Origin of the sequence: Brachyspira sp. G79, from assembly GCF_002379365.1 — a bacterium.
Lineage (GTDB): Bacteria > Spirochaetota > Brachyspiria > Brachyspirales > Brachyspiraceae > Brachyspira.
Genome location: NZ_JQIU01000008.1, coordinates 1140694 through 1159319, shown reverse-complemented (window position 1 = coordinate 1159319; position 18626 = coordinate 1140694). Strand labels below are relative to the sequence as shown.

Annotated in this window: 15 protein-coding genes; 7 read left to right on the top strand and 8 right to left on the bottom strand. The window is 29.7% G+C overall.

The window, feature by feature from the left end; genetic code table 11:
• The first annotated feature begins 45 nt into the window (after positions 1-45).
• From KQ44_RS06490 to KQ44_RS06480, 3 genes are all read left to right on the top strand, one after another.
• Positions 46-726, top strand: coding sequence for a tetratricopeptide repeat protein (locus KQ44_RS06490; protein ID WP_240516517.1), 681 nt, complete (start codon positions 46-48; stop codon positions 724-726).
• Between the two features lie 165 nt (positions 727-891).
• Positions 892-2934 carry a GTPase ObgE gene (gene obgE, locus KQ44_RS06485; protein WP_096736734.1) on the top strand — a complete coding sequence of 681 codons (2043 nt, stop codon included), beginning with the start codon at positions 892-894 and terminating at the stop codon, positions 2932-2934.
• 45 nt (positions 2935-2979) lie between these two features.
• A complete protein-coding gene (locus KQ44_RS06480) occupies positions 2980-4599 on the top strand; it encodes a gamma-glutamyltransferase family protein (RefSeq protein WP_096736733.1) in 1620 nt (539 codons plus the stop codon).
• Between the two features lie 72 nt (positions 4600-4671).
• On the opposite strand, the gene KQ44_RS06475 is transcribed toward KQ44_RS06480, so the two are convergent.
• The 5 genes from KQ44_RS06475 to KQ44_RS06455 all read right to left on the bottom strand — a co-directional run bounded on the left by KQ44_RS06475 (position 4672) and on the right by KQ44_RS06455 (position 10807).
• Positions 4672-5109, bottom strand: coding sequence for an RbsD/FucU domain-containing protein (locus KQ44_RS06475; RefSeq protein ID WP_096736732.1), 438 nt, complete (start codon positions 5107-5109; stop codon positions 4672-4674).
• An 80-nt stretch (positions 5110-5189) separates the two neighbouring features.
• Positions 5190-6971 (bottom strand): L-fucose isomerase, encoded by a 1782-nt coding sequence (locus tag KQ44_RS06470; protein ID WP_096736731.1) that lies wholly within the window; start codon positions 6969-6971, stop codon positions 5190-5192.
• Between the two features lie 35 nt (positions 6972-7006).
• Positions 7007-8029 (bottom strand): ABC transporter substrate-binding protein, encoded by a 1023-nt coding sequence (locus tag KQ44_RS06465; protein ID WP_096736730.1) that lies wholly within the window; start codon positions 8027-8029, stop codon positions 7007-7009.
• A gap of 20 nt (positions 8030-8049) precedes the next feature.
• Positions 8050-9267 (bottom strand): ABC transporter permease, encoded by a 1218-nt coding sequence (locus KQ44_RS06460; RefSeq protein ID WP_096736729.1) that lies wholly within the window; start codon positions 9265-9267, stop codon positions 8050-8052.
• Between the two features lie 43 nt (positions 9268-9310).
• Complete coding sequence (locus KQ44_RS06455; protein ID WP_096736728.1) at positions 9311-10807, bottom strand: sugar ABC transporter ATP-binding protein; 1497 nt, start codon at positions 10805-10807, stop codon at positions 9311-9313.
• A gap of 240 nt (positions 10808-11047) precedes the next feature.
• On the opposite strand from KQ44_RS06455, the gene KQ44_RS06450 reads away from it, so the two are divergent.
• The 3 genes from KQ44_RS06450 to fucO all read left to right on the top strand — a co-directional run bounded on the left by KQ44_RS06450 (position 11048) and on the right by fucO (position 14377).
• Entirely contained in the window at positions 11048-12460 is a 1413-nt protein-coding gene (locus KQ44_RS06450; RefSeq protein ID WP_096736727.1) for a rhamnulokinase family protein, read from the top strand.
• A 29-nt stretch (positions 12461-12489) separates the two neighbouring features.
• Positions 12490-13158 (top strand): L-fuculose-phosphate aldolase, encoded by a 669-nt coding sequence (locus tag KQ44_RS06445; protein WP_096736726.1) that lies wholly within the window; start codon positions 12490-12492, stop codon positions 13156-13158.
• A 70-nt stretch (positions 13159-13228) separates the two neighbouring features.
• A complete protein-coding gene (fucO, locus tag KQ44_RS06440; RefSeq protein WP_096736725.1) occupies positions 13229-14377 on the top strand; it encodes a lactaldehyde reductase in 1149 nt (382 codons plus the stop codon).
• A 76-nt stretch (positions 14378-14453) separates the two neighbouring features.
• On the opposite strand, the gene KQ44_RS06435 is transcribed toward fucO, so the two are convergent.
• Complete coding sequence (locus tag KQ44_RS06435) at positions 14454-15212, bottom strand: MBL fold metallo-hydrolase (RefSeq protein WP_096736724.1); 759 nt, start codon at positions 15210-15212, stop codon at positions 14454-14456.
• 106 nt (positions 15213-15318) lie between these two features.
• Positions 15319-17511, bottom strand: a complete 2193-nt coding sequence (locus KQ44_RS06430) for an alpha-galactosidase (RefSeq protein WP_096736723.1) — start codon at positions 17509-17511, stop codon at positions 15319-15321.
• A gap of 270 nt (positions 17512-17781) precedes the next feature.
• Here KQ44_RS06430 and KQ44_RS06425 point away from each other — a divergent pair, with 270 nt between their 5' ends.
• Positions 17782-18318, top strand: coding sequence for a flavin reductase (locus KQ44_RS06425; RefSeq protein WP_096736722.1), 537 nt, complete (start codon positions 17782-17784; stop codon positions 18316-18318).
• A 42-nt stretch (positions 18319-18360) separates the two neighbouring features.
• On the opposite strand, the gene KQ44_RS06420 is transcribed toward KQ44_RS06425, so the two are convergent.
• On the bottom strand, positions 18361-18626 hold a 266-nt coding region (locus tag KQ44_RS06420), incomplete at its 5' end, for a 2'-5' RNA ligase family protein (RefSeq protein WP_276307033.1).

Sequence of the window (18626 nt, the reverse complement as noted above, 5' to 3'; positions counted from 1 at the left end):
AATTATCTGATTTATATTTGCATATAGGCGAAAAATATAAGGCTATTGAATATTATAAAAAAGTATGTCAATTTAGATGATGATAAGAATGATGGATATAATTTTACATCTATTGCAGAAAATTATGAGAGTTTAGGAGAAAAGGAAAATGCAGAAGAATATTATAAAAAAGCAATAGAGATTTATGAAAATAAAAAAGATAAAAGTTGTTGGACTTTAGAGATAATAGGTGATTTATATAATTCTATAGGTAATAAAAACAAAGCTATTGAAGCGTATAAAAAAGCTATAAAAGTTGAAATAAAAAGTGCTAGTCGTATGTACAGAAGAGAAAACAGATGGGAGAGAGAAGATCTTAAAGGTTTTTATTCAAAAGAGATAGGTGATTTATATATGAAAATAGGCAATAAAAATAAGGCATTAAAATCTTATAAACATGCTGTTTCATTAGAGCCTAATCGTGAAGAGTATTATGTTTCTATTGCTGAAATTTATGATGGTATGAATGAAAAAGACTTGGCAAAAGAATATTATCAAAAGGCTATAGATATTAATAAAAAATATTTTGAAGATCGTCCATACAGATGTGATATTCTAAAAGATATTGCTGAATTATATTTAAAAATTTATGATAAAGAAAATGCTGAAGAATGCTATAGAAAAATTTTAGAGATTAACCCTTATGATGATAAGGCAGCAGATTATTTAAAAAACTTGAATGATTGATACAAAATATTTTGACAATTATTATTTATATTAGTATAATTATAAACTATATTAAAGTATTACTTATTAATTTTTTAATGAGTAATACTTTATAAATTTTAATGTTTATTTTTATGAAGAAAACTTGTAAAATAATAATAAATATATAGTAAAGGAAATAGTAAAATGGATCAATTTATAGATGTAGTAAACTTTGAAATAGAGGCAGGACATGGAGGAGCAGGCAGTGTAAGTTTCAGACGTGAGGCACATGTACCTATGGGCGGTCCAGACGGAGGCAATGGAGGAGACGGAGGCGATGTTATAGTAAGAGTTGATGCTAGAATAAACAGTTTCGGAAAGATAAAAAGCAGAAAAAGATTCAGAGCAAGAGACGGAGAGCCAGGAAGAGCAAGATTAAGCGATGGTAAAAAAGGCGATGATGTGGTTATAAGAGTACCTATAGGAACGGTTATTTATGATGAAGATACAAATAATATATTAGCCGATTTACTTGAGGATGGACAAAGCTATACTGTTGCAAGAGGAGGCAAAGGCGGTAAAGGAAATAAATTTTATGCTACTGCTACAAATCAGGCACCAGATTATGCACAGCATGGCTTGGACGGTGAAAAACTCAATATAAGGCTTGAAGTTAAATTAATAGCTGATATTGGGCTTGTAGGTATGCCTAATGCTGGAAAATCTAGTTTGCTTGCAAGACTTACAAGAGCCAATCCTAAAATTGCATCATATCCTTTTACTACTTTAACTCCTAATCTTGGGGTGTGCTATTTAGATTATGAAAGAAGTTTTGTTATTGCTGATATACCAGGTATTATTGAAGGAGCAAGCGAAGGAGCTGGACTTGGTCTTACTTTTTTAAGGCATATTGAGAGAACTGGGGCTTTATGTTTTGTTATAGATTTAACCGATGAAGATGTTGCTGATACTTATAAAAAATTAAGAAATGAATTAAAACAGTACAGTAAAGAATTAATAAAGAAAAAGTCTATTATAGTACTAAATAAAACAGATATGCTTGAAAAAGATGAGATAAAAGAAAAGGTAAAAGCCATAGAGAAAACCGTAAAAAAAGAGTATAAAAATAATAAAGAAACTCATTATGAAGAGCCTGAAATATTTGCTTTGTCAGTATTTAGTTTAGAAGGTGATATGCTTGATAAGGTAATAAATGCATTTTATAAAGCCAATGAAGAGAGATATGATAATACAGCCAAACAAACAAAAGAGCCTTTACTTCTTAATCAAAATAAAGATAAATCTAAACTTAAAACAAAAAGAGTATTCGGACCTGTTATGTCAAAGAGACTTGGTAATTCTTTGGGAATAGATGTTATACCTCATAAAACCTGTAGTTATAATTGTATATACTGTCAATTAGGTTCAGAAGAAAATACTAGAACATCTCTCCACAATTTCTATTCTGTAGATGAGATAATTTATGAATTAAAAGAGGCTTTGCTTAATAATAAAAATATTGACTATATAACATTTGCAGGTTCTGGAGAGCCTACTTTATATAAAGATTTAAAAAAACTTATTTACGAAATAAAACAGATAACTGATATTCCAATATGTATTATAACCAATGGTTCTTTGCTTTATAAACAGGAAATGCGTTCTGATTTGCTTATGGTCGATTTGGTAATACCTTCGCTTGATGCTGGAAATATTGATACTTTTAAGATAATAGATCAGCCTAATAAAGAAATTGATTTTGATAAAATGGTTAATGGACTTATAGAGTTTAGAAGAGTTTTTAAAGGAGAGTATTGGCTTGAGGTATTTTTGCTTAAAGGTATTAATGACAGCAAAGAAGAACTTGATGATATAATAAAAATAGTAGATAAAATAAAACCAGATAAAGTTCAGCTTGTTACAGCTACTAGAAGAACTGCTAATGAAAAAGCTAAGGCATTAAATGATGAAGAGTTAGAAAAAGTAAAAAAATATTTTAATGCCAAATGCGATATTGAAATAGATGTTCCTAGTGTATCTGATAGTGCCAAGGGAAATGTAAAAAAAATCACTGAAGAAGATATAATAAATTTATTAATAAGACACCCAGATACTTCTCATATGATAGCAGTAAGTTTCAATGAAGATGAAAAGAGAGTAGAGGAATTATTAAAAAAATTAATAGAAAGCGGAAAGGTTAGGGAAGAGATAGTTAATGGAGTAGTTTCTTATGCTGCTAATATTTAATATCATTTTATAAAATACTATTAATTGAAAAATACGGATTTTATTATGAACTTTTATGATAATACTTATACATCTAAACGTAATGTTGTATTTGGAAAGAACATAGTTTCAACAAGCAATATACTAGCTTCAGAGGCTGGAATAGAGATTATAAAAAAAGGCGGTAATGCAGTAGATGCTGCAATAGCTTCAGCAGCTGCACTTACAGTTGTTGAACCCACTTCAAATGGACTTGGAGGAGATGCTTTTGCCATAATAAATTTTGAAAATAAAATGTATGCAATTAATGGAAGCGGATTTTCTCCAAAGAATTTGGATATTGATAAAATACTTTCATGTAATTTTGATAAAATACCTTTATACGGAGTTATTCCAGTAACTGTTGGAGGCATTCCATCAGTTTGGGCTCTTCTTATAAAAAAATTTGGTAAGTTAAAACTTATTGATGTGCTTGAGCCTGCCATTAGATATGCAAAAGAAGGATATGCTATTCAGCCTCAAGTAGCTCTTGATTGGAAAAAGGCTTATAATATATATTTGAATGCTTCTGATAATTTAAAAAAAGAAGAGTTTAAATATTGGTTTGATACTTTTACTTTTAATGGAAAATCTCCTGAACTTGGAGAAATAGTAAAACTTCCGTATCATGCTAAAACTTTATATGATATAGGAAAAACAGATGCAGAGTGTATTTACAGAGGAGAATATGCTGAAAAGATAGATTCATTTATGAAAAAATACGGAGGATATTTATCTAAAGAGGATTTAAATGAGTATTATCCAGAGTTTATTTCTCCTATAACTACTAATTATAGAGGTTATGATATTTATGAAATTCCTCCAAACGGACATGGTATTACTGTATTAATGACTTTAAATATTTTATCAAATTTTGATTTTAAGTATTTAAGCGAATTAGAAAAAGTACATTATCAAATAGAGGCTTTAAAACTAGCTTTTACAGACACCAAAAAATATGTTGCTGATATTAATTATATGAAAACTTCTATAGAAGAAATGCTTTCAAAAGACTATGCCCAAAAAAGAGCCTCTCTTATAAATAAAAATAAAGCATTAAATCCTATAAATCATATATTCTCATCAGGTGATACCGTTTATTTAGCAGCCTCTGACAGTTACGGAAATATGGTTTCATATATACAAAGTAATTATACAGCTTTTGGCTCTGGTATAGTAATTCCAGAAACAGGCATAGCTTTGCAAAACAGAGGTGCTAACTTCTCATTGGACCCTAATTCAGATAATTTTATAAAAGCCCATAAAAAGCCTTATCATACTATAATACCAGGCTTTATATGCAAAGATTCAAAACCTTACGGAGCATTTGGTGTGATGGGAGCTTTTATGCAGCCTCAGGGGCATGTTCAGGTAATAAATAATTTGATAGATTATGATTTAAATCCGCAGGCAACATTAGATAAACCTAGATGGCAGTGGGTGGGTGATAAAAATATAGAATTGGAATATAATTTTGATAATAATATCTATAAAGAACTTTCATTACTTGGACATAATATAACAAAAAAAGATTATCTTACATACTTTGGGTATTTCGGACGCGGACAGATTATATTAAAAAATGATAATGATATTTATTTTGCAGGCTGTGATGGAAGGACTGATTCTGCTATAGCTGTTTGCTAGGTTAAATCTAAAAAAATAACAAGCCTTTAAATAAATTAAAGACTTGCTAAAAGATTTTATATTTTAGGGATATTATTTCTTGTCTGGAAAAATTACACCTTTTTTTAGTATAATATTTGCATATATTTCAAGTTCGCTTGTAGCAACAATAGCATAAACATTTTTGCATCTGTCATAATATGCAAATCTTTCCAGATATTCATAATTTACTTTTTGATATTTTGCTATTATATCTTTATATTTAGCCCATACATCAGGTTCTCTGCCAAAATCAGCATTAGGCTGCATTAATACAACAGGACTTTCTACAAAGGTATCCAATGGAAATAAAGGCATAATAGCTTTCAAAACAGTAGGTATATCTATTCCGTCAAGTCTTATAATTTTTTTTACATTATAATCATGAGAAGGAAAATTACCATCTGCAAATAATATTTCACTGCCATGTCCCATTTCACATAATACTTTTAATAGTTCTGGTGAAACAACTGGGTCTATTCCTTTTAACATATTACAAATCCTTAAAATTATTTTTTACAAAAGCCCCATTTAATATTTTAGTACTAAATGGGACTTAAGAAAAATTATTATTACCTAGTTACTTTCCCAAATAAAGGTCCGAAATGCTTGCATGCTCTAAAGTCAGCACCTTCAATATCTTTTGTACCAAATGCTTTCCATGCTTTAGGTCTGAATATTCTCTCTTCGCTTACATTATGCATACTTACAGGTATACGAAGCATAGAAGCCAATGTGATTAAATCGGCACCTATATGACCATAAGCAGCTGCACAGTGATTAGCACCCCAATCATTCATAACGGAATAAACATCTTTGAAAGAGTCTTTTCCAGTAAGTATAGGAGCAAACCAAGTAGTAGGCCAAGTAGAGTCCGTTCTTTTGTTAATAGGGTCAAATATACTGTCGTCAATATTAACAGCATAACCTTCAGCTATTTGAAGTACAGGTCCAAACCCTTTAACTAAATTAAGCCTTATAATAGTCATAGGCATTTCACCTTTAGTTAAGAAAGTAGAAGAGAATCCGCCTCCTCTGAAGTATTCTCTGTTAGCAGGTGAGAATTGAGTTGCATCAAGACATTTTTTAGCTTCTTCTTCTGTAATATTCCAGTACTCTTTTAAAGCAGGGTTTCCATTAACTTTCTGTTCTCCAGTCCAGTCTAATGAAGCAGCACCAGAGTTTATCAAGTGAATTATACCATCTTTAGCTTTTCCAGTAAGCTCTTTACCAGTAACTCTTTTAACAGCTTCAGGACTCCAATAAGTTCTAACATCAGCAAATAACTGAGATCTACTTGTTAAAAGGTGAGCAAACAACATAGAAAGACCATTCAAAGAGTCATTTTCAGTAGCAACAACATAAGGTTCTCTTATACCGTTCCAGTCAAAAGATGAATTAAGAATAGCTTCAGCAAAGTCTCCGTTAGGCATAAAGTCAGTCCAATGTCTTTGTCCTTGGAAACCGCCAACTATAGCATTATGACCTTGAGCTTCTTCTATATATCCCATTTCGGCTAATTTAGGATTTCCTACCATCAAATCACGCATAATCATAGCCATTTTGATAGAAGTAGCCCATTCTTTTTCTTTTTGTTCATCTGAGGCTTTTACTTTATTGTTGTCAGAACCAAATTTACATTGTTTAGCCCATTCCCATGCTTTTTTAAACTCTTCTTTATCGTATATTTCTAGTTCTAATCTTCTTTTGATTTCGCTCATATCTACGAATTCAGTTCTCATTCCTAAATAGTCAAGTAAGAATTCAGCGTCAACCATAGAACCCATAATACCCATAGCAACATAACCCATACTTACATAAGATTGATCTTTCATAGTAGCAACAGCAAGACCAGCTCTTACAAATCTAAGTATTTTTTCTCTAACATCTTCAGGTATATTTTCATCTCCTGCATCTTGAACATCTTTACCGTATATAGAGAAAACTGGTAAACCTAATTGAGTATGTCCAGCATCAGCAGCAGCCAAATAAACAGCACCAGGTCTTTCAGTACCGTTAAATCCCCAAATTGCTTTAGGTATAGCTGGAGTCATATCGATAGTTTCAGAACCATAACACCAACAAGGTGTAACAGTAAGAGTTAATTTAACATTGTTTTCATCAAATTTTTTCTGACATCTTGCAGCTTCAGCAACACCGCCTATAGTAGTATCAGAGATTACACATTCAACTTTTTCTCCGCTAGGGTGTTTTATATTTTCTTCTATAAGTTTTGCAGCTATTTTCGCCATGTTCATAGTGGTATCTTCTAATGACTCTCTAACGCCATTTCTTCTTCCATCTATGACAGGTCTTATACCAACTTTTGGTAAATTATTTTGCATTCTAAACATAATTGTTATAATTCCTCCGTAAATGTTATATAATTTTATTCGTATAATAATTTAGCTATTTCAGGATCGTCTATATTAGTTTTATCATACCATTTAGCACCAGTATCTATATTAGAAACAGATTCGCCTTTAGAAGCTTTATATGCTAAAGTAACAGCTTGGAAACCAATACTGTAAGGGTCTTGTGTAACAGAACCTTGTATTATTCCATTTCTTATAGCATCTAACTGAGGTTTTCCAGAGTCAAATCCCATAACAACTAAATCTCCGCCGTCTTGAGCATCTCCAACTATAGTATTAGCAGCACCTGCTTCAGCACTTTTATATACTACCAAGAAACCTCTTGCCATAGCTTCATTGGATAAATATATTCCTAAAACACTTTTACCTCTTAAAGCATTAACCTCATTAGCTATATCAGCTTCATTCTGAGTAGTAGGAACTATAACTTGTAAAGTGTATTTACCTGCGGTAGTAGCGTCTCCGTCAGCTAATTCAGTAAATCTTTTTACAAAACCTTCGGCTCTTCCTATACCAGTATCAGAGTTATCTAATTGAAGTACAGCTATTTTAGCTTTGTTTTGAGCAGTAAAAGCAGCTATTCTTGTTTTTAAAGCTTCAAACATTTTATCAGCAACTATAGCAGCAGCAGCTCTGTTGTCAGTAGAAGCAGTAGCAAGTACAGCACCTTGAGCTTGATCTGGTAATATACCAGAGTCAAAACCTATTAAAGGTATGTTTTTTTCTTTTATTCTTTTTATTTGCTCAGTAAAATCGCCTGTTACAGCAGCAAAAGCTATAGCATCTGGGTTTTTATTAATTTCACTATCCAACAAGTCTTGCTGTATTTTCGAATCAGATTCTGTTTCAGGACCGACAAAACTTATTTTTACGCCATTTTGTTTAGCAGCAGCTTCGGCACCGTCCCTAACAGTTACCCAAAATTTGTGCTGGAATCCTTTAGATACAACAGCTATGTATGGATCTTTGTTTCCGCAGCTTGATAACATAACTGTTAATCCTATTAAAGTAGTAGCTAGTAATAAAATTTTTTTCATTTTATTCTCCTTTTATTTGTTTATTTTAATTTTTTCTTTTCTTCTATTAAAGTATTAATTTTAGATTGTACTTCTAATATTTCTTTTGAATAATCTTTGGTATTATCAGATATCATATAATCTATTTTTATCCTGAAGGATTCTATTTCTTCTTCCAACTGTTCCATTCTCTCTTTTTTTACATCTACTTTTTTAACTTTATTAGACATTTTTATTCTATAAACGTCTATAAGTACAGCTATAATAACTACTATACCTATAGTGAAGTATTGGAAGAATTGCTCTACGCCTACAGAAGGAAGTCCTACTTTTAATACAGACATTATATATACACCTATTATTGTACCTATTATAGAACCAACACCTCCTGAAAGAGATGTACCTCCTATAACTACAGCTGCAATTGCATCAAATTCATAACCCTGACCTGCCCCCGGGCTTATACTAGAATAACTAGCAGCAAAAGCTAAACCTCCTATACCGCAGAAGAATCCAGCTATTGTGTATGCTATTATTTTCCATTTGTTAGTTTTTATACCAGAAAGTCTTGCTGCCTCTTCATTGCTTCCTAAAGCGAATATATATCTTCCAACTATAGTTTTGGTTAATACAATTACGGATATTACAGTAAATATTGCAAGCATTATGAAACCAGATGGAAAATTAGATTCAGTTGCATTAAATAATACTCTAAACCAGCCATACTGAGGATCTGTTATTGTAGGATAGTATATAGTTTGAGATTTTGAAACTATACCTGATAAACCTTTAGTAACCATAAGCATACCTAAAGTAGCAATAAACGGAGGTAAATTAAAATATGAAATTAAAAAACCGTTTATAAATCCGCCTAAAGTGGCAACAGCTATAACTATAATAAGTACAGCCCACATAGGAGTTTGAAAATTAGTTATCATTACACCGCCTACCATAGCAGCAAATAATGAAAGCGATCCTATAGATAAATCTATACCGCCTGTGATTATAACAAAAGTTACTCCAATGGCTAAAAAACCTATAAAATATGAGTTTCTTAATATCAAAGAAAATGTATCAAAAGTGAAGAAATTTCTTCCAGCTATAACAAAAAATACATACAAAATAAGAAGAGCGACAATTGTTAAAAATTTTTGAAGCCCATTCTTTTTCAAATAAATTAATATATTTCTTGTCCTTCTTCTCATTTTAGCTTTGAAACATAGCTTTCCAGTAAAAGTATTGTTTTCGATATTGTACATATGATTTACTCCATTTTATTTTATTTTTATTATAGTTATTAGTCTATCTCATAGTTGCATATTTCATAATATCATCTTGAGTAGTTCCTTTTATATCTAATTCTCCTGTTTTTTTACCTTCTGACATAACAAGTATTCTGTCACTCATTCTAAGTATTTCAACCAAATCGGATGAAATCATTATTATAGATTTGCCCATAGATACTAATTGTTCCATAAGATTGTATATTTCACTTCTTGCTCCTACATCTATTCCTCTGGTTGGTTCATCAAATATTAATACCTTGCATTCTTTTATGAGCCAGTTTGCTATTACTACTTTCTGCTGATTACCTCCTGATAAGTTTTTAACTAATTGATTAATAGAAGGGGTCTTTATATTTAATGATTTTACTTCCTGCTCTGAAATATCTCTTACTTTTGTATTCTGCACCATAAGCATATTTGAAAACTTATCATAATTTCCCATCATCATATTTTCAAATACTGGAAGACCTAATGCCAAACCGTATCTTTTTCTGTCTTCTGAAAGATATCCTATTCCGCTTTTTATAGCATCTACAGGGGATTTTATTGATACTTCATTTCCTTCAACGAATATTTTTCCGCTTTCAAATTTATCTGCTCCAAAAATAGCCCTTGCTGTTTCTGTTCTTCCAGCCCCCATGAGACCTGCAAACCCTAAAATTTCACCTTGTTTTAAAGAAAAACTTACATCTTTAACTACACCTTGAACAACTAAATTCTCTACTCTTAATATTTCTTTTGCATCTTTTGATACTTTGCTTTCTGTTTTAGGTGTTTCATATATAACACGTCCTACCATCAAATTTACTATTTCATCTTTATTGGTTTCTTTAGTCATTTTTGTGTCTATATATTCACCGTCTCTTATAACTGTTATTCTGTCAGATAATATGAATAATTCATCTAATCTATGAGAAATATATACTATTGATACGCCTGTTATCTGAAGGTCTTTAATGATTCTAAAAAGTTCTTTTGTTTCTGATTCGGTTAATGCTGCTGTAGGCTCATCTAATATTAATATTTTAGAATTATGAGTTAATGCTTTTGCTATTTCTACTAATTGCTGTTTTCCTACAGTGAGAGAGCCTATTTTTGCAGAAGGATTAATATCTACATTCATGCCTTCAAATATTTTCTTCGCTCTTTTTATCATTAATTTATCATCTATGAGTCCGAATTTATTTAATGGTTCGTGACCTATGAAAATATTTTGTGCTACTGTTAAATGATTCATTAAATTTAGTTCCTGATGTACTATTGATATACCATTTTCTTCTGCTTCTTTAGGACCTGATATTTCTAATGGTTTACCGAAATATTCTATACTGCCTGCATCTTTTTTATATATTCCAGATAAAATTTTCATAAGTGTAGATTTTCCAGCACCATTTTCCCCTATCAAAGCTAGTATCTCACCTTGAATTAAAGAGAAATTAAAGTTTTTTAATGCATATACACCTTTAAATCTCTTTTCTATTCCAGTCATTTTTAAAATTACGTTATCACTCATAGAATAATTTGATCCTTAAGTTAAAATTTTTTTGTATGATTATATTCTAGTAAAAAAAAATAGTATAATCAACATTGAAATGTTTTTTTTATATAAAAAAATATTTTTATTTTATTTATTTTATTTTTTTGTTTTTTGTTTAAAAAAATGTTTTATTATTTAAAAAACAAACATTTTTTGTTGAATATGAAACAAAAATATATTATATTATAATTATATTAATATAAATGGTGCAATTATATGACTAATAATAATGTTTATTCTATAGCCTGTGACTTTGGATCATCAGGAGGAAAAATTTTTCTTTCAAAATTTGAGAATGATAAAATGACATTGGAAGAAGTGCATAGATTCTCACTTACACCTATAAAAATTAATAATTATTATTATACAGATTTTATATATATGTATAATGAACTTTTAAAAGGTATAAAAAAAGTTGCTGATATGGGAGTTCAGCCTTCATCTTTGGGGATAAACTCTTGGGGTGTAGATTATGCATATATAAATAAAAATGGAGAGCTTTTATCAAATCCTATAAATTATAGAGATACAAGAACTATCAATACAATAAAAAAACTTGAAAAAATAGGTTTGAATGCTAAAAAATTATATGGTATAACAGGTATATCATGCATGCCTTTTAACAGCATAATGCAGATATATGAAGACATAGAAAAAAGGGCTGATATAGTTAATAATGCAGAAAAATTATTATTTACTCCAGATTTGTTCTGTTATTTTTTAACTGGAAATATTTCTTCCGAATATACAATATCCTCTACTTCACAGCTTATAGATATTAATAAAAAGAATTGGTCTTCAGAAATTTTAGAAGCTATTAATTTTGATATTAATAAATTACCTGTTTTAATTGAAGCAGGAAGTAAAAAAGGTTTATTAAAACAAGAAATAGCAGATTATTTAGGATTAAAACCTTTTGATATTATTGCAGCACCATCACATGATACAGCATCTGCAGTATTATCCGCACCAATTTTTAATGATACTTCAGCTTATTTGTCTTCAGGATCATGGTCTCTTCTTGGTGTAGAATTGAAAGAGCCAATACTTACAGATGAAGCTTTTGAAAATGGTTTTACGAATGAAATGGGATACAATAATACTATAAGGTTTTTAGAAAATATTAACGGGCTTTGGACTATACAGCTTTTGCAGAAAAAATATCAAATTTCTTTTAATGATATGGAGAAACTTGCAAGAGATAATATTAAAGATGAGCATAGAATAGATATTACAGACAATAGATTTTATAATCCAAAAGATATAGAAGATGAAATACTTAATTACTATAAAGATACTAATCAGTCAGAAGTCTCAAAAGATTCAAAAGGTATTATTATAGCTTCTGTATATAATTCTTTGGCTGATAGTTATGCTAAATATATTAATAGTCTTAAAAAAATATTAAATAAAGATATTGATACTTTATGTATTGTAGGCGGCGGTACAAGAGATAAATTGATATGCGAGCTTACTAAAGGAAAGACTAATTTAAATGTTTATGTTGGTCCTATAGAATGTACTGCTGCGGGAAACATATTATCTCAGTTTAAGTCTTTGGGAATATTAAAAGATACTGAAGATATGAGAAAATTAATTGTAAATAGTTTTGAGATAAAAAAAATATAATAGTATTATTTTAATTTTAAGGAGAAAAGATGTCTAGTTTTGATAGGAAAGATTTATCTAAAAAGATAATAGATGCTTGCTTGAGCATGAGAAGAGACGGAGTTAATCAGGGTACGGCTGGAAATATAAGTATAAGATTTAAAAATGGAATGCTTATTACTCCATCTGGAATGCCTTATGAGATTATGACTCCAGACGATATTGTTTTTGTTGATGAGAATGGAAAAGCTGAAGAAGATAAAATTCCTTCAAGCGAATGGAGATTTCATTTATCAATTCTTAAAGATAATCCTAATTTCAATGCTGTAATACACAATCATGCCGTATATTCATCTACAGTTTCAATTTTAAATATAGATCATATACCAGCAATTCATTATATGGTTGGAGTTGCAGGCGGAAATAAAATACCTTGTGCTAAATATGCTACTTATGGTACTCAGGAGCTATGTGATAATATATCTGAGGCTATGAAAGGCTATAAAGCTTGTATATTAAAAAATCATGGTTTAGTAGCTAGTGATGAAACTTTAGAAAAAGCGTATCATGTTATGATGGAGGTTGAAAACTTAGCTAGATTATATATTGGGGTAAGAGGCATAGGTGATTTTTCTATTTTACCAGATAGTGAAATGGAAGTAGTTTTAGAAAAATTTAAAAATTACGGACTTAATGTAAAACATAAAAATAAAAAGTAAATTAAATCTTCTTAAATTAAAAGTAAAAAGAAGAATAATTATAAAAAATAAAAAATAATAGGAGAGTGTTATGGCTAGATATATTTTAAATGAAACAAGTTATTTTGGCGTAGGCATAAGAAGCGAACTTGCTAATGAAATTAAAGCAAGAGGATTCAAAAAGGCACTTTTAGTTAGTGATAAAGTTTTAGATTCCTGCGGTGTTCTTAAAAAAGTAAAAGATGTTTTAGATGATGCTAATATTTCTTACGATGTATTTTTAGATATTAAACAAAATCCTACTATAAAAAACTGTAAAGACGGTTTAGCAAAATTTAATGAATCAGGAGCTGATTTTTTAATTGCTGTTGGAGGCGGTTCAGTAATGGACGTTGCCAAAGCTATAGGTATCACTAAAAATAATCCTGATTTTGCTGATGTTAAATCTCTTGAAGGGGTGGCAGCTACAAAAAATAAAAGCGTACCTATTATGGCTCTTCCTACTACTTGCGGTACTGCTGCTGAAGTTACTATTAACTATGTAATTATTAATGAAGAAGAAAATAGAAAAATGGTTTGTGTTGACCCTAAAGATATACCTATAGCTGCTTTTGTAGATGCTGAACTTATGGCTTCTATGCCTAATAGTCTTGTTGCTGCTACAGGTATGGACGCTTTAACCCATGCTATCGAAGGATATATTACTAAAGCAGCTCATACTATTTCTGATATGTTTGAATATAAAGCTATGCAGCTTATATCTAAACATTTAAGAGGGGCTGTTAAAGATAAAAACATGACTGATATGGATGGTATGAGTATTGCTCAGTATGTTGCAGGTATGGGATTCAGCAATGTTGGGCTTGGTATTGTTCACTCTATGGCTCACCCTCTTGGGGCTATATTTGATATACCTCATGGTGTTGCTAATGCTGTCCTTCTTCCAATAGTTATGGAATTTAATATGCCTGTTTGTATAGATAAATATGTTGATATAGCTGTTGCAATGGGGGAAAAAGTTGATGGATTAAGCAAAGAAGAAGCTGCTAAATTAGCTGTTGAAGCTGTTAGGAAACTTTCTAAAGATGTTAATATACCTGCTAATTTAAGAGAATTAAAAATTAAAGAAGAAGATTTGCCTAGACTTGCAAAAGATGCTTTAGCTGATGTATGTACAGGCGGAAATCCTAGAGATGTGACACTAGATGATATACTAGCTTTATATAAGAAAGCTTATTAATAATTAATTATATATTCTTAAATATTATTTGTGGCTGAAGCTTTTTATACAAGTTTCAGCCTTTTATATTTTTTTATCAAATTTCTATTTTAAGTCCGTCATAGGCAGGATGCATATTTGAAGGGAGTTCTCTTTCTAAATGTCTATGCAAAACATCATGAGTCATATGAGTAAAATATGCCTTTTTTACCCCGAGTTTATCTGCTATATTTACAGATTCCTGTAATGATAAATGTGTATGATGAGGTCTGTATCTTAAGCCATTTAGAACTAAAACTTCAGTTCCTTCTATAAGTTTTAAACTTTCATCACTTATACTACTAGCATCAGTTATATAAGTAAAATTATTAAATCTGTACCCTAATATATTTAAAATGCCATGTTTTACAGCTATTGGTGTAACTTTTATATCATCGAAAAACATTTCTTTTTCTATATGATGAAATACCACTTGAGGAAGTCCGCCTCCAATTTGAACTGGATTAAAAAAATAGTCGTACTTTTCTCTAAGTGTATCCATAGTATCTTTATTGCCGTAGCAGTCTATAGAAGTATGCATTATAAAGTTTAATGATCTTAAATCAACTATTCCAGAAGTATGATCTGCATGTGCATGCGTATAAAATACTGCATTAAGACTACCAATTTTTTCTCTTAGCATTTGCTGTCTGAAATCCGCTGAAGTATCAACTATATAGTTCTTATCATTATGCTGAATAAGTATAGATGAACGAGTTCTTTTATCTCTTTTATCTTTGCTTTTGCATACTTTGCATTTACAGCCTATCATTGGTACGCCGTCAGAAGTGCCAGTACCCAAAAAAGTTATTAACATAAATTTGCACCTCCATTTATTATATATTGATATTATATAGTTTTTATTCTTAATATCAAGTTATTATTTTTTAATAAATAGAGGTGCTTTTTTATATATAACTTTTTTAATTAACCTTTTTTATAATCCATTGAATAGCGAAAGCATCTTCTACTATTTCTCCTAGCATAAGACCAACATTCATTAATTCAGAACCTGTGTAAAGTCTATCTGAATTATTTACTTTATATTTTGATATTGAATCCAAAGCCTCTAAACGCAAACGTTTTGTTACTAAATTAGGTATTACACATATCTGTACATAATTTACAACTATAGTCTCTTCATCAATACTTTTGTGCATCCAAGCATATTCATTTTGAGCATGAAGTCCTTTCAAACGGTAAATACTTCCAAACTGAATAGTGCTTCTTATACTTTTATATATTTTTAATTTTTGAGATATAACTTTTTTATCTTCTTCGCTTATTTTATTTAAATTAAGTTCAAGTCCCAAATTACCCCACATAGCAACATTAGCTCTTGTTTCTATTCTCTCTTTTCTTCTGGTCTGATGATTAGGAATATCTGATATATGACAAGCCAATGATATAGAAGGATATACCAAAGAAGCACCGTACTGTATAGCAAGCCTTTCTATAGCATCTGTGTCATCGCTAGTCCAAACCTGAGGCATATAATAAAGCATACCAGAATCGCATCTTCCTCCTCCTCCAGCACAGCTTTCAAAAAGTACATTAGGAAAAGCATTAACTATATTATCCAATACTCTGTAAAGACCTAGCATATATCTGTGGGCTTGTTCTTTTTGTCTTTCTGCTTTTAAATAAGATGAACCCAAGTTAGTAATATTTCTGTTCATATCCCATTTTATATATGTAATATTATTTTTAGAAAGAAGTTCAGTCATAAAATTTATTATATAATCGCATACTTCTGGGTTACTTAAATCCAAAACATATTGATGTCTTGAAGTTTCTATTTTTCTTCCATTTACTTGAATAGCCCATTCTGGATGCTTTCTAAATAAGTCACTGTCTGGAGATACCATTTCTGGCTCAACCCATAAACCAAAACTTATACCTTTTTTGTTTATATCATCTATCAAACTTGATAAACTTCCGCCTAATTTTTGTTCATTAGGTGTCCAATCGCCTAGGGATGTTTTATCATCATTTCTTTTTCCAAACCAGCCGTCATCTAATACAAATAATTCTGCTCCTATGTTTTTACCTTCTTCTGCTAGTTTTAATAAACTTTCTTTATTAAAATCAAAATAATTAGATTCCCAGCTGTTAATTAAAATAGGACGTTCTTTATAAGCATATTTATTTGACATCAAACAATCCTGATATAATTTATGAAAAGTCCTTGACATATCGCCCAAACCTTTATTAGTATATATTAAAACTGCTTCTGGAGTTTGGAACTCTTCATTAGGCATTAATGTCCAACCGAAATCAAAATCATTTATTCCCATTTGAAATCTGGTATTTAAATGCATATCCACTTCAGCACTTATTATAAAGTTTCCGCTGTATATAAAGTTCATAGCAAAAACTTCTCCGTTGTTTTCATCGGTATTAGGAGATATTAAAGCTGCAAACGGATTTTGTCCATGTCCTGAAGCTCCTCTTATACTTCCTATAGACTGCATTCCTTGTTCTAAGCGTCTTCTTTTTATATGGCATTCTCTTCCCCAAGCTCCTGCTAAATGAATAAACTTAAAATTACTTTCCTGAATATCAATATTTGCAGACATTATTTTTTCTATATATAAATCATCAGAAGAATTTTTATTTATAACTTTAACGGATTTTGTAAAAGCATTATGTTTTTCAAATACTGCCAATGTAATTATAACTTCTACTTTTTTTAATTCATCGAATAATGTTAATTCTAAAACTTCGCTGTCATCATTTGATAGTACAGTAGGAAGTCCGTTTAATTTTTTCTTTGTTTTATATATATTATGAGATTTATAACGCAAATCTGTAATTCTTGAGCCATCTTTATAAACAAAATGAAAAGCTGGATTTTTCAAATCTGTATAGCCGTATGAAGGGTATATTTGAGGTATAAGTTCTAATTGAAATTTCTTCTTATTATCAGTATCAGCCATATAGTTTGCTTCTGTAATACCATCTATAATATAGTCTATATCTAAAGCCTCTATCTTTGCCCCAAAGTAAGGTAAAAATATGTAATTATCCTCATGTATCATAATAACTAAAGTTGATGAAACGGTATTCAAAAAGAAAAGTTTTCTATTTTTATTATTTTCAATTAGAGTAATCATTTTTCTCTCCTAAAAATATTTATAAAATCTTATTAAATTTAATATAAATAATATAAATAATTATAATAGTTTTCAATAGCATTTAATTAAAAATATGAAATTTATTGGTTTTATTATCAAAAAAACTAAAAAAAGAGTAATCGATTACAGTTTTTGATATATAATTTATACATTTTGTTAAAAATTTATTAATTTTCATATTCTATTTACTGACAATTTTTTTATTTTTAATTTATTATAATATATAAATATTTTAAGGAGTGCGATAAAATGAAAAAAAAAATTGATGTTTTTGATTATGCTAATTATATTTTAAAAGAAATGAGGAAAGGAATTCTCATAACAACAAAATCAAATGGAAAAATAAACAGTATGTCTATAGGCTGGGGAACTTTGGGAGTAGAGTGGAATAAAAATATATTTATGATTCTCGTAAGAGAGAATAGATTTACAAGAACTATGCTTGACGAAAATCCAGAGTTTACTGTTAATATTGCTATGGATAAGTCTGATAGAAATATTATAAAAGTATGCGGTACAAAATCTGGAAAAGATACTGATAAAATAAAAGAACTTAATTTAACTTTAGAAGATGCAAATATTATTTCTGTTCCCGCTATAAAAGAACTCCCTTTAACTCTTGAATGCAAAGTTATTTATAAACAGATACAGGATGCAAATAATATACCAGAAGACATAAGAAATAAATTTTATCCTCAAGATGTTGAAAGTAGTGCAGCAGGAGCAAATAAAGATTTCCATATAGCATATTACGGAGAGATAGTTGATAGTTATATTATAGAGTAATTATAGTTTAATTTTTTTAAGTATATGACAATAAAAATTATACTAAAAATGTATAGTAAAAAGTTCTGTGTAATTTACAAAATCGCTTGAATATAATGTTATTGAATTTACTTTGAATGATAATTTTTCGAAGTATGAATTATTAACTTCTTCAATTTTTTCTTTTAATTTTTCATTGTCATATACTCTTTTTACTCTTGCCAATGTTATATGAGATTTAAAATCTTTTTTATCGTATTTAAGATTTTCTATATTATTTAAATTATCTCTCAATACTTTTACATATTTTTCTAATTCTTCACTTACTT

Excerpts from the sequence above, each read along its gene's own strand:
- KQ44_RS06435 (WP_096736724.1), bottom strand. The coding sequence starts at position 15,212 with ATGTTAATAACTTTTTTGGGTACTGGCACTTCTGACGGCGTACCAATG.
- KQ44_RS06470 (WP_096736731.1), bottom strand. The coding sequence starts at position 6,971 with ATGTTTAGAATGCAAAATAATTTACCAAAAGTTGGTATAAGACCTGTC.
- KQ44_RS06465 (WP_096736730.1), bottom strand. The coding sequence starts at position 8,029 with ATGAAAAAAATTTTATTACTAGCTACTACTTTAATAGGATTAACAGTT.
- KQ44_RS06480 (WP_096736733.1), top strand. The coding sequence starts at position 2,980 with ATGAACTTTTATGATAATACTTATACATCTAAACGTAATGTTGTATTT.
- KQ44_RS06460 (WP_096736729.1), bottom strand. The coding sequence starts at position 9,267 with ATGTACAATATCGAAAACAATACTTTTACTGGAAAGCTATGTTTCAAA.
- KQ44_RS06445 (WP_096736726.1), top strand. The coding sequence starts at position 12,490 with ATGTCTAGTTTTGATAGGAAAGATTTATCTAAAAAGATAATAGATGCT.
- KQ44_RS06450 (WP_096736727.1), top strand. The coding sequence starts at position 11,048 with ATGACTAATAATAATGTTTATTCTATAGCCTGTGACTTTGGATCATCA.
- KQ44_RS06425 (WP_096736722.1), top strand. The coding sequence starts at position 17,782 with ATGAAAAAAAAAATTGATGTTTTTGATTATGCTAATTATATTTTAAAA.
- KQ44_RS06455 (WP_096736728.1), bottom strand. The coding sequence starts at position 10,807 with ATGAGTGATAACGTAATTTTAAAAATGACTGGAATAGAAAAGAGATTT.
- fucO (WP_096736725.1), top strand. The coding sequence starts at position 13,229 with ATGGCTAGATATATTTTAAATGAAACAAGTTATTTTGGCGTAGGCATA.
- KQ44_RS06430 (WP_096736723.1), bottom strand. The coding sequence starts at position 17,511 with ATGATTACTCTAATTGAAAATAATAAAAATAGAAAACTTTTCTTTTTG.
- obgE (WP_096736734.1), top strand. The coding sequence starts at position 892 with ATGGATCAATTTATAGATGTAGTAAACTTTGAAATAGAGGCAGGACAT.
- KQ44_RS06475 (WP_096736732.1), bottom strand. The coding sequence starts at position 5,109 with ATGTTAAAAGGAATAGACCCAGTTGTTTCACCAGAACTATTAAAAGTA.